The sequence below is a fragment of the Neobacillus drentensis genome, assembly GCF_036965645.1.
Lineage (GTDB): Bacteria > Bacillota > Bacilli > Bacillales > Cytobacillaceae > Neobacillus > Neobacillus drentensis_D.
Genome location: NZ_JBALPZ010000013.1, coordinates 24530 through 40721, shown reverse-complemented (window position 1 = coordinate 40721; position 16192 = coordinate 24530). Strand labels below are relative to the sequence as shown.

The following is a 16192-nucleotide window of genomic DNA, read 5'->3' as shown; positions in this document are numbered from 1 at the left end:
GAAAGGGGGTTCTAGCACACCTTTTTCTAGTCGTTTCAATTCAGCTCGAACGTTTTTTCACTATATAAGGATTTTTTGAACGTGGTTCAGCTAGTATCTCCGACCAAATTATTCCATTTATAACTGTACGCGAATCGAGATTTTCTGATATGGAGGTTATTTCTTCTTGAATTTTTATTAATTCTTTATTAGCTGCTTGGTTTCGCGCTGCCGCCATCCCTATTCTGCCAGCTTCAGACTCTTGTCTTACCTGCAGGTATTCCTTTTCAAGCTTATTTTGTTTACTTTTCAGCGGACCCTGCTTCTTTTCTGTTTGTATAGCCATTGTATCTTTCGGAAATTCAGTAATTTCTTTTACCCTGGTTTGAAAATCCCTCATGTGAATGCCGGATGGTCTTCTTCTTGTTTGTCCTTGGTTGTTTTTTGTTTTGCCAAAAATCATTGAGATCACTCCAACGACAATCATGATTAAAATGGTTTCCAACCTTGCCACCCTCCTTTTTTAATTCGGGGATTATTGTTCATTCTTTTTTTCACCGGTCATCTTTCCAATCGAGCCTCTCATATCAGTATCAGCGGAAATATTTTTAAAATTCATATAGTCCATTACACCGATATTCCCTGATTTAAGTGCTTCCGCCATTGCAAGTGGTACTTCAGCTTCTGCTTCGACCACTTTTGCTCTCATTTCTGAAACTTTTGCTTTCATTTCTTGTTCTAGAGCAACAGCCATTGCCCGCCGTTCTTCTGCTTTTGCCTGAGCAATTTTCTTATCTGCTTCTGCTTGTTCTGTCTGCAATTCGGCCCCAATATTTTTACCAATGTCAACATCAGCAATATCAATCGAAAGGATCTCAAAAGCTGTACCAGCATCAAGACCCTTAGACAAAACGGTTTGTGAGATTAAATCCGGATTTTCAAGTACTTTGCTGTGACTATCTGACGAACCAATGGTGGATACAACACCTTCCCCCACTCGGGCTACAACTGTTTCTTCACCAGCCCCACCGACAAGCCGCTCTATATTGGCACGGACGGTAATTCTTGCCTTTGCTTTTACCTCTATCCCATTCATCGCGACACCTGCAATAAATGGCGTTTCAATCACTTTTGGATTAACACTCATTTGCACAGCCTCTAATACATCACGACCTGCGAGGTCAATGGCCGCACATCGTTCGAATGATAATTCAATATTGGCACGGTGCGCCGCGATTAACGCATTGACCACTCGATCGACATTACCGCCTGCAAGATAGTGACTTTCAAGCTGATTAGTGGTAACATTCAAACCTGCTTTATGTGCTTTTATAAGTGGGTTTACAACCCTGCTTGGGGTTACTCGTCTAAGTCTCATACCAACTAAAGTAAAAATACTAATCCTGACTCCTGCAGCCAGTGCGGAGACCCACAGCATGACTGGTACAAATGATAGTAATATTCCTAAGAAAATAAGGGCAATGATAACAACTACAATAATAAAAATAGTTCCCCCTGATACAATATCCATTTACAATCTCCTCCTGCCATTTAGTGTACTTCTCTAACGACAATCCGGGCCCCTTCAACCTTGATGACCTTAACTTTGGTGTTCTTCTCGATAAAATCGCCTTCCGATACAGCATCCACGCGCTCATTATTTATTACAATAGTACCCGCCGGCCGTAAGATGGTGAGCGCATGGCCTTCTAACCCTAAAAGATCAGTTCGGTTAATATTTGACACATATCCATCCTCTTTTCTGGCTGTTTCCGTTAGTATCATCTTATTAAATAAAACAAGTTTTTTGCCAAATGTCTTAATCATTAGAAAAAATATAAAAATAGAGACAGCTATGGCTATTAAAATAGAAACTCCCATTTGTAAGGCATTTTGGCCAGCTAAAAACAGACTTAATATTAAAGCTGCTACACCAAGAGTACCTGCTATCGCCCCTGGTAGAAAAAACTCTAAAAAAATAAGCAGGATTCCGGAAACAAATAGAAGTAATGTTCCAAATCCTGCTAAACCTGCTTGAAAATGACCATAAAAGAATATGAGTAGTGCAAATATTCCTATTAAACCTGCAATCCCGAATTTAGCTGAAAACAATTCCAAAACAATACCAACTCCGGCAATGGTTAAAAGGAACGTGACAACAACAGGGTTTGTTAGAGTTTCAATCATTTAATGCCCCCCTTTCTATTCAGTTCTTCTAACAATATGTTATACGTCTTTAATCAAATAAAGTTTCATATTTATCAAAATATGTAAAAAGACTGCGGGCAATTTACCTGCAGTCTTTATGTCAGAATACTTATGAAAGGTGTTGTTGTACAAATTTATTAACGAGCGAACCATCTGCTTTACCTTTAACTTTAGGCATAATAGCAGCCATCACTTTTCCCATTTCTGCTTTTGATGTTGCGCCGACTTCAGCGATCGTTTCATTGACAATCTCTGACAGTTCCTCTTCAGAAAGCTGTTTCGGTAAATACAGGTCGAGAATCTCAAGCTCTGTACGCAATTTATCAACTAGGTCTTGACGACCAGCCTTATCAAATTCATGGAGGGAGTCTTTGCGTTGTTTTACTTCGCGAGAAAGGACTGTCAACTCTGCATCTGCGGATAGCTCTTGTGTACCGAGCTTAATCGCTTCATTTTGTATCGAAGCTTTAACCATCCGAATAACTGAGAGTTTGTCTTTTTCCTTGTTTTTCATCGCTTGTTTCATATCATTGTTTAAACGCTCGAGAAGACTCATGTATTACACCCTCTCTTAAAACTTACGTTTTCTTGCTGCTTCAGACTTTTTCTTACGTTTTACACTTGGTTTTTCATAAAATTCGCGCTTTCTTGCCTCTTGCAAAGTACCAGTTTTTGATACTGTACGTTTGAAGCGACGAAGAGCATCTTCAAGCGATTCGTTTTTACGAACGACGGTTTTAGACATTCTCTTTCCCTCCCTCCGAAACACAACACACTTACATTCAATCCATGTACCTTGCAATTATAATATAACCTTGATACAAGGTCAACTGAATTTCACACTATATCATGAAACTTCTCAAGATGTTTGTATAAAAAATGGCATGTCCCTTCAGGTGCGGCCATACAATGAAGAGAGGGGGCCTGCAATATGCTATACATATTATTATTTATACTTTGTATTTTATTATTTATCTTTGGAATGACGATTATTCGATTTGGGTTATTCAATTTGTCAGCCAATAAATTAAAAACTTGGTTAATTAAACTAACCAGTACACCATTAAAAGGAATGTTAACCGGAACATTTATTACCGCCCTTTTGCAGAGCAGTACGGCGGTAATGGTTATTACAATAGGACTAATTTCGGCGAGGATTATGACATTTCCGCAATCCATCGGCATTATCCTTGGCACCAATATTGGGACGACCTTTAAAACTGAATTAATTACGTTTGACATAGATAAAATTCTTGTTCCATTAGCTGTAAGTGGCGCATTGCTTATTTTATGGAAGAATAAAAAGGCAAGAAGTATCGGGATGCTGCTTTTTGGAATTGCTTCTGTCTTCACAGCAATGAAAGGTTTTGAATTACTGGCCCAGCCTCTCACAGGCATGCCGTTTATCAACAAATTTATATTGTCCATGAACGACAATATTACCTTAGGTCTGCTCACGGGGACCGTTATCACCTCAATCATTCAGTCAAGTACTGCAATGACGGGGATTGCGATGGGATTTTTAGCAGCCGGCCTGCTTCAGCTTGATGCAGGTATCGCGATTGTTCTTGGAGCAAACATTGGGACCTGTATTACCGCTGTTATTGCATCGATTGGGGGCGGCAGAGAGTCAAGATTAGCAGCATTTGCCCATGTTTGGCTTAATGTATTTGGAGTATTACTTTTTATCCCGCTCATCCCTTTTTTAACGGAGAATGCCAAGCTTCTTGCAAGTGAAACAGATATACAATTAGCACATATAAGTGTTATTTTTAATGTTGCCAGCTCTTTAATCGTACTGCCCTTCGCTACTAAATTTGGTGAAATGATTCTCTTTTTGCATGACAGAGCTCCAAAAAAACCTATTTCTTAAGAAAAGGCTGTGTTAAAGGTTATTCTTGATTTTGGGACGATGTTGATTGGAGCGGAAAGCGAGCGACTGCAGCGGAAATCAACATCCAAGTTTAACACAGCCTAAAAAAAAGATGGTATAACATAAAATTTAAGCATTACTTATTAACCTAAACAACAACGAAAGAGAGAAGTGCATCGAACACTTCTCTCTTTCGTTGAGAAAATTTTAATACAGTATTCCCCTTAACCTATTAGGCAAAGAAGTTTATCAATTTTTCAGGTCGGACCAAGTGAGAACAGTCCATATATTCCTTCAATTTATTTATAGCTTAGACCAAATCCAAAAGTGTAGTCATCACCAACTGTATTTGTGTAGGTGTAGTCGAATTTTTCAGCATAGCCCGGGACGTCAGATGCATTCTTTTCGACAGCCTCTTGATTAGCAGGGATTGTGATTGGTAGCTTACCTGTTGGATTGAAGCGTCCTCGCAGTACGTCTAGCAGTGCTTCAGATTTGACACTATAAGTGGCCAAAACAGCTGCTGCTCCAGGCTCTACCTCATCAATAACCCATGGATTCGTCATATTGATCACAAGGGCTGTTGGGACGGCAGCTTCAATTTGTTTCACTTTTTCAACATCAATGCCAGTGTTTGTACCAAGTTTAATATCTACAGTAGAGTTGTCAGGTAACTCATATGGACTTGGACGCAGCCAAACAAGTGCGGCATTCGCTTCACTAAGCTTGCTTACGATGGTCACAGATGGATCTTTTTTTGCAATTATCTTCTTAAGAGCATCTGTTTGAGTAGCACTATTTTTACCGTTAAAAACTTCTACATATAACTTTGTTTGCGCGATTTTTTCATTAGTCAGCGGCAGCAAACCTGCATTGTTACGGAGGAGGGTAATCGACTTAAGGTGCGCTTCGTCGGCTCTAGCCTGTGACTTTTCTGAGCTAGCGATAGCTTGAGCTTTTGCCGAGTCTGTATATGGATCTTCAAAAAGTCCAAGATTGAACATTTCAGTAAGGAGATTGGACACTGAAGGATCGAGATCCTTCTCCTTTATTAAACCTTTATGGACCGCTGAGATAAGACCGCTTGGGTCATTGTTGTCAGAAAAAATGTTGGTCCCTGCATCGATTGCTTTCGCAAATTTCTCCTCAATCGTCAGGTTATGAACGCCCCAGTCACGGTTGGTCAGCACGCCGCTGTCACTATTGACATAGCCTTTAAAGCCCATCCTGTCACGCAGAAGGTCAGTAAGAAAGGTCTTGTTGTAAGCACCAGCCACCTCTTCAAACTGCTGAGTGTCTGTTTGCCAAAGCTCACGCGGAAGCTGTTCGGCACTGCCCTCGTTTTTCGGCACATTATAATAGGACATGACGGAGCTCACGCCCGCATCAATAGCAGCTTGGAACGGAGGCAGCTGATATTTGAATAGGCTGCCAGGAGTTGGATAAGTAGCGTACTGCCCTGGCTCATTGTGCGGATCAAGACCTCTGACAACCGCACCGTCACCAGGGAAATGCTTAACTGTCTGTGCGACAGACTGGCTGCTAAGCTCTTCCCCTTGGAAGCCGAGGACTAGTTCTTTGGCAATTTTCGCATTTAAAATCGGATCCTCACCGAAGGTACCGGAGATACGGCGCCACCGTGGTTCAGTAGCAGTCTCAATTTGGTATCCGTAGTCCTTCTGTATTCCAGCTGAGCGCCACTCGTCTCGTGCAATTTCAGCAAAATCTCGAATCAAGTCAAGATCTCGTGTTGCAGCAAGCCCTAAAGTCCCAGGCCAGGTTGAAAATTGTCCGGATGCTTCGCTTATGCCAAATTCATTCTGCTCATTAATGTGATTTCTAGGATTGGAGGTAAAAACGAGCGGGATTCCCAGAGGCGTTGCCTCGGCAATTTCTTGATATTGATTTGCCCGCTTAGCTAGATCTGCGGCTGTAGGGTTATCTCGGATGATTAAGTAACGGATGTGGCGGCTGTTAATATAATCGTTGATATTATCAACATTGAGCGATGTAATTTGCATTATTCCTGCCTTTTCTTCCATGCTCATGCGGGGGAGAAGATCGGCAACCCGTTCTTCCGTCGACAAACGCCAATCCTCATAAGGATCGAGTTTACCGTTGGCGTTTAGATCCCTAAACTGGCGCTGGCCAATTTTAATTATAGGCTTAACATGAGCCTCAACAGAAGGTGCCTTTTTACCACCAGCATTTGAATGCTCTGGCGGGTTAACGCCAAAACTGGAATTACTAGGCGGTGCAGCGGATGCCCCTCCCGCAATGGCTGCAGCTGCTACACTCGAAACAAGTGAAGACATGACAATTTTTTTAATAGAATTTGAGCCTTTTGACAAATACGTTCCCCCCTTGAGAATTCTTAAGTTATTCTTCTAGATATGTTTGGTTCTTAAACTCTCTCCTTTCTTTTTGATGTAACCGGTTACAAAGTAGAACAAGTTAATTATACGAAAATCACAAAAAAACTTAATTGTATAATTTTTATGTTTTTTTGTGATATTTTTAGGAACAGCACCATTAACGCTATCTAAAAGTCTTCAATATCAGGGCAAAGAAAAAAAGGACCTAATGAGGTCCTTTACCTTAAATGGCTGCTTCTTCCTTATTATAAACTTCTTCTTTCATTAACTCTCTATCTTCCATTACTTTGACAAATTGCCCTTCATTATATGGGTAACCAGCTTTAGTAATTTTAACTTTAACAATCTTACCAATCATGGCTTCGGTTGCTGGGAAGACTACTTTTAAATAATTATCTGAGTATCCCATAAACAGACCAGTATTGGCTTCCTCCTTGTATTCCTCTTCCGGAATGACCTCTAATACTTCACCTTCAAAAAGGGATGCGTATTCTTTGGCAAGTTGATCTGAAAGAGAAATTAAGCGGTGTACACGCTCGTTTTTAACTTCCTCATCCACTTGATCCTCCATCCTTGCAGCAGGAGTACCTGTCCGTTTAGAATATGGAAATACATGAAGCTCAGAGAATTTATGCTCTTTAATAAAATTATAAGTTTCAATAAACTCTTCTTCCGTTTCACCTGGAAAGCCTACAATAACATCAGAAGTGACTGCAAGACCTGGAAGTACTTCCTTGAGACGCTCCAACCGTTCTGCAAAAAATTCCATAGTATATTTACGGCGCATACGTTTTAGTACAGTATTAGAACCGGATTGAAGCGGAATATGCAGATGACGGACAATAATATTGGAATGTTTAATTACCTCAATGACATCATCCGTTATCTGACTTGCCTCAATCGATGAAATACGCAATCTTTCTATGCCTTTTACACTTGCTTCTAAATCACGGAGCAAGGAAGCAAGATTATAGTCTTTCATGTCTTCACCATAACCGCCTGTATGAATACCCGTTAAAACAATTTCCTTGTATCCGGCATCCACAAGCTGCTGTGCCTGGTGAATGACTTCTTTTGGATCACGGGATCTCATCAGTCCGCGTGCCCATGGAATAATACAAAACGTACAGAAATTATTACAGCCTTCTTGAATTTTTAGAGAAGCACGCGTTCTGTCTGTAAAGGCTGGAACATCAAGCTCTTCATAAATTCGGTTTTTCATGATATTTCCTACGCCATTAATAGGCTGGCGTTCTGCTTTAAATTGTTCAATATAATCCAGCATTTTCACACGATCCTGGGTTCCTACTACAATATCAACACCTGGGATCGCCATAATTTCAGCTGGAGAAGTTTGAGCATAGCATCCGGTTACACAAATAACAGCATCTGGATTTTTTCGAACAGCACGCCGGATAACTTGACGGCTTTTTTTATCGCCAGTATTTGTAACAGTACATGTATTTATAATATAAACATCGGAGATTGATTCAAAATCAACCCGGTCATATCCTTCTTGTTTAAACAACTGCCAAATGGCTTCTGTTTCATAATGATTCACCTTACATCCTAGTGTATGAAACGCAACTGTTGCCATTTAATCTCACCTCAATAGTTCAAAATGATAGGAAATAGCCGCAAGTGAATATAATGGTGCGGTTTCCGTTCTTAATATTCGTGGTCCTAAACCACAAAGCCCAAATCCAAAATCCTTTAATTGTTGAACCTCTTCCTCCGCTAAGCCGCCTTCCGGTCCAAAAACGATAAGGAGCGTTTCGCCATTTTTCATCTTCTTTAAGGTAGAAGAAAGCACCGAGGTCTCACCTTGCCTGCTTTCTTCCTCGTAGGCTGCTAATTTATAATCGAAGTCATTGCTCTTTATCAGCAACTCTTTAAAGGACAATGGATTAATGATAGTAGGTAAGATGGTTCGATGAGATTGTTCAGCTGCTTCTTTAGCAATCTTTTGCCATCTATCTATTTTTTTTGCAGCCTTTTTTTCATCCCATTTCACAACCGAGCGGGCAGCAGAAAAGGGCAAAAATTGTTGGGCGCCTAATTCCGTCCCTTTTTGAATAATCCACTCTAGCTTGTCCCCTTTGGGTAACCCGCTTGCTATAGTGATCGAGATTGGAAGCTCGGAACTCTCATCTATCCATTGTACAACGTCTGCAACGACACTTGAATTGGTAATTTCTGAAAGCCTGCAAACAGCCTGTTTTCCTTCTGGATCAACGCAAATAATTCGATCATTGATTTCCATCCGCATGACCTTTACGATATGATGACGGTCCTCTTCATCAATGATAAAGTGATCATGATTGGCTTGCTGTTGAACAAAGTAGCGTTGCATACATTGCACCCCTCTTAACATTTACACTTAATATTACTATTTTATAGATGTACGGAAAATAAAAAGGGGTTGTCTACACCCCTTTTTCAGTCATTATTTCCTTTTTGCAATAATTGCAACCCAATCTTCCATTAGAATGGTTTCAACAATTTCAAAACCGGAATCTGTTAGGGCATCCTTCACCTGATCTTTTTTAGGCTGGATGATTCCAGAAGCAATAAAAGAACCTCCTGGTTTTACAACACGAGCAACATCATCTGTGAACCTGAGAATAACTTCTGCTAAAATGTTCGCGACAATCACATCTGCAGAGTTTTCCTCAACAGCGTCTAAGAGATTGTTCTGTGCAATGGCAACTTTATCATGTACCTTATTCAGCTTGATGTTCAGCTTTGCGGATGCAACAGCCACTTCATCTAGATCATAAGCCCTAACGTCTTCTGCCCCAAGCAATGCTGCTGCGATGCTAAGGACTCCTGAACCTGTTCCTACATCAATAACCCGGTCACCCGGACGGACAGTTCTTTCTAAAGCCTGGATACACATGACCGTTGTGGGATGTGTTCCGGTACCAAAGGCCATACCAGGGTCCAATTCAATAATGAGTTCATCACTGCTAACAGGCTCGTAAATCTCCCATGTAGGCACAATCGTGAACTTTTCAGATATTTTCACTGGATTATAATACTTTTTCCAAGCAGTTGCCCATTCTTCTTCATTGACTTCACTTATGGTTACTTTATTTAACCCTAAATCAATGTCATGAAGAATAAGATCATTAATCGATTCTTTGATTGCGTCTACCGTTTCACCCAGGAAACTGTTAACAGATAAATAGGCTTTTATAATGACGCCCTCTTCGGGATAATCGTCTGGATTAAGTTGGTAGATTTCTCCGAATTGATCTTCCCTTTCTTTCGTCAATTCAAAGGGGTCTTCTATGACTACACCGCTCGCCCCAGCCTCATGTAAAATATTTGAAATAGGTTCGATCGCCTCGTTTGTCGTGTGGATACTAATCTCTGACCACTTCATCTCTACCAACTCCATCCTTACTCGCTTTTAAAAGCTCTTTTTACTTTTGAGAAAAAACTTTCTTCGTGTTCACCAATTGGCGACGAACCACTAATATCCGCAAATTCTTTAAGAAGCTGTTTTTGTTTATCAGACAGCTTGGTTGGGGTAATAATACGGACTATTATATACTGATCTCCGACGCCGTATCCACGAACGTTTGGAATCCCTTTTCCTTTGAGGCGGAATTTTTTACCTGTTTGTGTACCGGCAGGGATTTTAAGTTTAACTTTTCCTTGTAGGGCTGGAACCTCAATTTCATCACCCAAGGCTGCTTGAACAAATGTAATTGGCATTTCACAATAAATATCATCGCCATCCCGTTCGAAAAACTCATGTGAACGAACATGGAATACTACGTAAAGATCGCCAGACGGACCTCCGTTGGTTCCACCTTCACCTTGACCTGCCATGCGCAGTTGTTGTCCATCATCAATACCTGCAGGAATCTTGACATGGATTTTTTTGCGCTTTTGAACTTTCCCTTTTCCGCCACATGTTGAACATTTATGTTTAATCTCTTTTCCAGTACCATTACAATAATGGCAAGATCGGCGATTGACAATTCTGCCAAATGGCGTATTTTGTTCTACATTTAGCTGTCCTGTACCATGACAATGCTGACATGTCTCTGGATTAGTTCCAGGTTTGGCCCCTGAGCCATGACAAGTTTCGCATGTTTCTTCTCTTGGTATTTCTATATCTGTTTCTTTTCCAAACGCAGCTTCTTCAAAAGAAACCGTCATTGTATATTGCAAGTCAGCACCTTGTCTTGGCGCATTAGGGTCACGTCTTCTAGATCCGCCGCCACCGCCAAAGAAAGTATTAAAGATATCCTCAAACCCTCCAAAGCCGCCGCCAAAGTCTCCTCCACCGAAGCCCTGGTTTGGATCGGTATGTCCGAATTGGTCATAGTGGGCCTTTTTTTGGTCATCGCTTAGCACTTCATAAGCTTCTGCAATTTCTTTGAATTTATCAGCAGCATCTGGCTCTTTATTGATGTCCGGATGATACTGTTTAGATAACTTACGATAAGCCTTTTTTATTTCATCCTTAGAAGCACTTTTACTAACACCAAGTACTTCATAGTAATCCCGTTTACTCATGATTACCACTCCCGAATCTGTCACATAAAGATTATTCTAACACCGTTTAGTTGGGTATTGCAATAAAAAAGCCAAAGCCTGTAACTTTGACTTTGACTTTTTTTAGTATAGGCTCTGTTAAATTGGTTGTTGATTTCCGCTCCAGTCGCTCAGCAAACCCGCGGGCGTGCGGGGAGCCTCCTCGGCCCGTACTCCCGCAGGAGTCGAGCGCCTTCCGCTCCAATCAACAGTGTATCTAAACATATATATCGTTTAATAGAGCCTAAGAATAATAAATTTGCTTTAGATTTTTCACTACTTTTATTTGTCGTCTTTTACTTCTTCAAATTCTGCATCGACGACATTGTCATCTTTTGGACCCGCAGCACCCGCATCTTGGGCACCTTGTTGTGCTTGTGCAGCCTGTTCGTAAAGCTTAACAGTTAATGCTTGCACGATTTCCTGTAAAGCATCTTTTTTAGCACGAATCTCGTTTAAATCATTGCTCTCAATAGCTTGTTTTAAAGCGTCTTTTGCATCATTTGCTTTTGCAACCTCTGCAGCATCCACTTTACCCTCTAGATCTTTTAACGTTTTTTCTGTTGTAAAGACTAGTTGGTCAGCCTCATTGCGAAGTTCCACTTCTTCCTTACGCTGTTTATCTGCTTCAGCATTTTCTTCGGCTTCTCTGACCATTTTTTGAATTTCTTCATCAGAAAGGCCTGTGGAAGATTTAATGGTGATTTGTTGTTCTTTATTTGTGCCAAGATCTTTCGCACGAACGTTAACAATACCATTTTTATCGATATCGAACGTAACCTCGATTTGTGGAATTCCACGAGGTGCCGGCGGAATATCTGATAATTGGAAGCGTCCTAGGGTTTTGTTATTAGCCGCCATTGGACGTTCACCTTGTAATACATGAATATCAACAGCTGTTTGATTATCGGCAGCAGTTGAGAACACTTGTGATTTGGATGTAGGGATTGTAGTGTTACGATCGATTAATTTCGTAAATACACCGCCCATTGTTTCAATACCAAGAGATAATGGAGTTACGTCTAGTAATACAACGTCCTTAACGTCTCCTGTAATTACTCCACCTTGAATAGCAGCTCCCATTGCCACCACTTCATCAGGGTTTACACCACGGTGCGGCTCTTGACCAGTTGCTTTTTTGATTGCTTCTTGAACAGCTGGAATTCTCGTAGAACCACCAACAAGGATAACCTTATCAATTTGTGATGGTGATAATCCTGCATCACTTAAAGCTTGACGAACTGGCCCCATTGTCCGTTCAACAAGGTTTGCAGAGAGTTCATCAAATTTTGCTCTTGTCATCGATACTTCTAGGTGAAGTGGCCCAGCTGCACCAGCAGTGATAAATGGTAAAGAAATTTGAGTCGTAGTTACACCTGATAAGTCTTTTTTCGCTTTTTCAGCTGCATCTTTCAAACGTTGTAAAGCCATTTTATCTTGAGCAAGATCAATTCCATTTTCCTTTTTGAATTGTTCCACTAAATAATCAATAATGACTTGGTCAAAGTCGTCGCCGCCAAGACGATTATCTCCTGCCGTTGCTTTAACTTCGAATACACCGTCACCTAATTCAAGAATCGAAACGTCAAATGTACCACCGCCAAGGTCATATACAAGGATCGTTTGATCTTGGTCCGTTTTATCTAAACCATAAGCAAGTGCAGCTGCTGTAGGTTCGTTAATAATACGTTCCACTTCTAATCCTGCAATTTTGCCGGCGTCCTTTGTTGCTTGACGCTCTGCATCATTAAAGTAAGCTGGTACAGTAATAACCGCTTTTGTAACTGGCTCTCCCAAGTAATCTTCAGCATATGATTTTAAATATTGAAGAATACTAGCGGATAACTCTTGTGGAGTGTAGTCCTTTCCTTCAATATTCACTTTGTAATTTGTACCCATGTGGCGTTTAATCGAAATAATTGTATTTGGGTTTGTTATTGCTTGGCGTTTTGCCACTTCCCCAACTTGGCGTTCTCCATTTTTAAACGCAATTACAGAAGGAGTTGTACGGTTTCCTTCGGGATTTGGAATTACTTTTGGTTCTCCGCCTTCTAAAACGGATACACAAGAGTTTGTTGTTCCAAGGTCAATACCAATTATTTTACTCATTGCCTTTTCCTCCTAATAATATGTAGAATTATTGATTTACTTTTACCATTGAAGGTCGAATAACTCGGTCCTTTAACAGATAACCCTTTTGGAATTCATCCGTTACAATGTTCGAACCATAATTCTCATCTTCTCCCTGCATAACGGCTTGGTGCAGATGTGGATCAAATTCTTTGCCAACAGCTTCAATTGGCTCAACACCTTCTTTTTTCAGTGCATCCACCATCCCTCGGTATACCATATCCATGCCTTGCAGTAAAGACTTAACTTGTTCATTATCGGTTTCTACTTTCATGGCTCTTTCAAAATTGTCTAAAGCCGGCAATAGGTCCGTAATTAATTTTTGAGCTCTATATTTTTCGCCTGCCTCTTGGTCTATTCTTGTACGGCGGCGGAAATTATCAAAATCTGCTTGTAGTCTGAGGTATCGATTGTCTGCTTCCTCAAGCTTACCCTTAAGCTGCTCGATTTCTTGCTGATATTGTTCAACAGGATTAACATCTGCTTCTACTGATCCTGCCTCATCACTAACCACAGCTTCACCAGTATTTTCCTCAGTAAGTTCAACTTGTTCAGTACTTTCGATTTCTACTTCTTCATTGATGGTATGATTTTTTTCATTCGTCAACTTACTCACCTCCCTTAAAGGATTCACTAACGCTATCACAACTGAAATATGACAAGGAAAAGGGGGTGAAATCTAAATGGCCTTTGCCTTTCACCCTTACTCAATATTACCAGCACTAATTACTTTGATACAATTTTGTTAAAACGGCAGTCAAATCCCGGCTTAAAAATTGCAGCAGGCTGATAACCCTTGAATATTCCATTCTTGTAGGACCTAATATCGCTATAGTTCCTAATTTTTCAACACCAACGGAATAAGAAGCCGTAATTAAACTGCAATTATCCATGGCACTATTATTATTTTCCCTGCCGATTTTCACATGGATTCCAGCTGACTCGTTTCGGATTAAATTGTAAATCCAATCTTCTTGGTCAATCATGGTCAATAAACTTCGAATCTTAGTTATATCATGAAATTCCGGCTGGCTTAACATATTTGTTTTTCCACCGAAGAATAACTTCTCTGTTACCGGCATTTTAAAGGATTCTGCGATCAAATGGAGCATTAAATCGTAGTTATGGATGTGCTGCCGTAACAGCATGGCCACTTCCTTATAGATCTTATCATTTAATTCTTCCAGCGGAACTCCAGATAAACGCTCATTCAGAATGTTTACCGTTTTTTCGATATCACTTGCATCCACCATATCCGGTAAAGAGAATGTCCTGTTTTCAACATGACCCGAATCTGTTACAAAAATAGCCACCGCTGTTTCCTTATTTAGAGGAATAATTTGTATTCTCTTTAATTTATTAATACTAACAGCTGGTCCTAAAACGATGGATGTATAACTGGTTAACTCCGATAAGATTTTCGCGGATTTTTGGATAATTGCTTCAAACTCAAATATTCTTTCTGCAAAAATCGATTGAATGATCGAAATATCATTTTGATTTAATGCTTGAGGCGAAAGTAAATGATCCACATAATACCGATATCCTTTTTCTGAAGGCACACGCCCTGAGGAGGTATGTGTCTTTTCGATAAACCCCAACTCTTCAAGGTCGGCCATTTCATTTCGAATGGTAGCGGAGCTAAAGGAAATTTCCTCTTTTTTCGACAAACTTCTTGAGCCGACTGGTTGGGCAGATCGAATAAAGTCATCAACAATAACCTGAAGAATCAACAACTGACGATCTGTTAGCAACATTCATCACCTCTGTTAGCACTCCTCATTAACGAGTGCTAATTATATTAATAAATTATCAAAAAAAGTGGGATGGTGTCAATCAAAAAGAACGCAAAATGACACTTCATCCTAAAGACTTGGTTTAGATGACACCTAAAAAGGCTTGGAACACTTCATTCCCCAATAGGCGGCCCTTTTTAGTTAAATATATATTATCGTTTTGGACTTCTATCCATTGTTTCGCACTTAGATCAGCGAGTTCTTTTGCAAATAATTTTAAAGGATCAAGGGCAAATTTTTCATAAAAGTGAGCAATGGAGACCCCTTCCGTTTTTCGGAGCCCGAGGAACATTTCTTCTTCCATCTGCTCTTCTTTTGTTACGAGATGATCTTCAAAAAGAGGAAGAACATGATTGTTGATTTGTTCCATATATTTTTTTAATGGTCCAGAATTTGACCTTCTATGTCCGTTTATATAACTATGTGCACCTGCACCAAAACCATAGTAATGTTCATTATTCCAATAAGTTAAATTATGCTTACTTTCAAACCCCGGTCTAGAAAAATTACTGATTTCGTATTGATGAAACCCGTGAATTTCCATTTCTTCCATTAACATTTCATACATTCTTGCCTCCACATCTTCACCGGGAGTCGGCAGCTTGCCCTTTTTTAATAAATTGTAAAAAACCGTTTTAGGCTCAATGATGAGCGAATAAGCCGAAAAATGTGGAATATCCAGCGAATAGGCCTCTGTTAATGACTCTTTAAAGTCTTGGACAGTTTGAGTTGGCAGACTGAATATCAAATCAATGCTGATATTCTCAAAGCCAACTTTTTTTGCGTTTTCAACCGTCTGGTAAACATCCTTTGCTCTGTGGACACGCCCAATTTTTTTAAGCAGTTCCTCATTAAAGGTTTGAACACCAAGACTGATTCGATTTACACCAGCATTCTTTAATATTTGTAATTTTTCTTTTGATAAATCACCAGGGTTGGCTTCAAAAGTAAATTCGACACTATCACTTTTTGACAGATTGTTGTTAATGCTTTCACAAAAAGTGTAGAGCTGTTTTTCATTTAAGGAAGTGGGGGTTCCACCGCCAACAAAAATCGTGTCCAAGGAATTAGTTGGAAATTCTCCAAGGGTCATTTTCATTTCTCGGTCGAGAGATTTTAAATAATCATCAACCGGCTGTCCCTTCAAAAACACTTTATTAAAGTCACAATAGTGGCAAATATGCTCACAAAAAGGGATATGAAGGTATGCTGCTTTAATCATATTTCTTCCTCTATTCTATAATAAAAAAAGGCTAGGAAAACCTGCTATCAGGCAATCC

The 16192-nt window shown here is 40.1% G+C and carries 15 protein-coding genes; 1 reads left to right on the top strand and 14 read right to left on the bottom strand.

The annotated features are described in order from the left end of the window. Nucleotides 1-40: 40 nt before the first annotated feature. From V7266_RS02220 to rpsU, 5 genes are all read right to left on the bottom strand, one after another. Nucleotides 41-484: a hypothetical protein gene (locus V7266_RS02220; RefSeq protein ID WP_335465589.1), complete on the bottom strand. Its 444-nt coding sequence runs from the start codon at nucleotides 482-484 to the stop codon at nucleotides 41-43. 30 nt (nucleotides 485-514) lie between these two features. After that, nucleotides 515-1510: a flotillin-like protein FloA gene (floA, locus tag V7266_RS02215; protein ID WP_335465588.1), complete on the bottom strand. Its 996-nt coding sequence runs from the start codon at nucleotides 1508-1510 to the stop codon at nucleotides 515-517. Between the two features lie 20 nt (nucleotides 1511-1530). Beyond that, nucleotides 1531-2166, bottom strand: a complete 636-nt coding sequence (locus tag V7266_RS02210) for an NfeD family protein (protein WP_335465587.1) — start codon at nucleotides 2164-2166, stop codon at nucleotides 1531-1533. A 130-nt stretch (nucleotides 2167-2296) separates the two neighbouring features. Continuing rightward, on the bottom strand, nucleotides 2297-2743 hold the full coding sequence (locus V7266_RS02205; protein ID WP_335465586.1) for a GatB/YqeY domain-containing protein: 447 nt from the start codon (nucleotides 2741-2743) through the stop codon (nucleotides 2297-2299). 15 nt (nucleotides 2744-2758) lie between these two features. Next, complete coding sequence (gene rpsU / locus V7266_RS02200; protein ID WP_007087607.1) at nucleotides 2759-2932, bottom strand: 30S ribosomal protein S21; 174 nt, start codon at nucleotides 2930-2932, stop codon at nucleotides 2759-2761. A gap of 186 nt (nucleotides 2933-3118) precedes the next feature. Between rpsU and V7266_RS02195 the strand changes: the two genes are divergently transcribed. Beyond that, entirely contained in the window at nucleotides 3119-4060 is a 942-nt protein-coding gene (locus tag V7266_RS02195; protein WP_335465585.1) for a Na/Pi symporter, read from the top strand. 299 nt (nucleotides 4061-4359) lie between these two features. On the opposite strand, the gene V7266_RS02190 is transcribed toward V7266_RS02195, so the two are convergent. The 9 genes from V7266_RS02190 to hemW form a co-directional block, all read right to left on the bottom strand. Next, on the bottom strand, nucleotides 4360-6411 hold the full coding sequence (locus V7266_RS02190) for a glycoside hydrolase family 3 protein (protein WP_335465584.1): 2052 nt from the start codon (nucleotides 6409-6411) through the stop codon (nucleotides 4360-4362). 247 nt (nucleotides 6412-6658) lie between these two features. Beyond that, entirely contained in the window at nucleotides 6659-8032 is a 1374-nt protein-coding gene (mtaB, locus tag V7266_RS02185; RefSeq protein WP_335465583.1) for a tRNA (N(6)-L-threonylcarbamoyladenosine(37)-C(2))-methylthiotransferase MtaB, read from the bottom strand. A gap of 6 nt (nucleotides 8033-8038) precedes the next feature. Beyond that, nucleotides 8039-8788, bottom strand: a complete 750-nt coding sequence (locus tag V7266_RS02180) for a 16S rRNA (uracil(1498)-N(3))-methyltransferase (RefSeq protein WP_335465582.1) — start codon at nucleotides 8786-8788, stop codon at nucleotides 8039-8041. A gap of 93 nt (nucleotides 8789-8881) precedes the next feature. After that, nucleotides 8882-9823, bottom strand: a complete 942-nt coding sequence (gene prmA / locus V7266_RS02175; RefSeq protein ID WP_335465581.1) for a 50S ribosomal protein L11 methyltransferase — start codon at nucleotides 9821-9823, stop codon at nucleotides 8882-8884. A gap of 17 nt (nucleotides 9824-9840) precedes the next feature. After that, entirely contained in the window at nucleotides 9841-10968 is a 1128-nt protein-coding gene (gene dnaJ, locus V7266_RS02170) for a molecular chaperone DnaJ (RefSeq protein WP_335465580.1), read from the bottom strand. A 300-nt stretch (nucleotides 10969-11268) separates the two neighbouring features. Continuing rightward, entirely contained in the window at nucleotides 11269-13095 is a 1827-nt protein-coding gene (gene dnaK / locus V7266_RS02165) for a molecular chaperone DnaK (protein ID WP_335465579.1), read from the bottom strand. Nucleotides 13096-13123: 28 nt separating this feature from the next. Next, entirely contained in the window at nucleotides 13124-13723 is a 600-nt protein-coding gene (gene grpE, locus V7266_RS02160) for a nucleotide exchange factor GrpE (RefSeq protein ID WP_335465578.1), read from the bottom strand. Nucleotides 13724-13838: 115 nt separating this feature from the next. Next, a complete protein-coding gene (gene hrcA, locus V7266_RS02155) occupies nucleotides 13839-14870 on the bottom strand; it encodes a heat-inducible transcriptional repressor HrcA (RefSeq protein WP_335465645.1) in 1032 nt (343 codons plus the stop codon). Between the two features lie 124 nt (nucleotides 14871-14994). Next, entirely contained in the window at nucleotides 14995-16134 is a 1140-nt protein-coding gene (hemW, locus tag V7266_RS02150) for a radical SAM family heme chaperone HemW (RefSeq protein WP_335465577.1), read from the bottom strand. Nucleotides 16135-16192 lie beyond the last annotated feature (58 nt).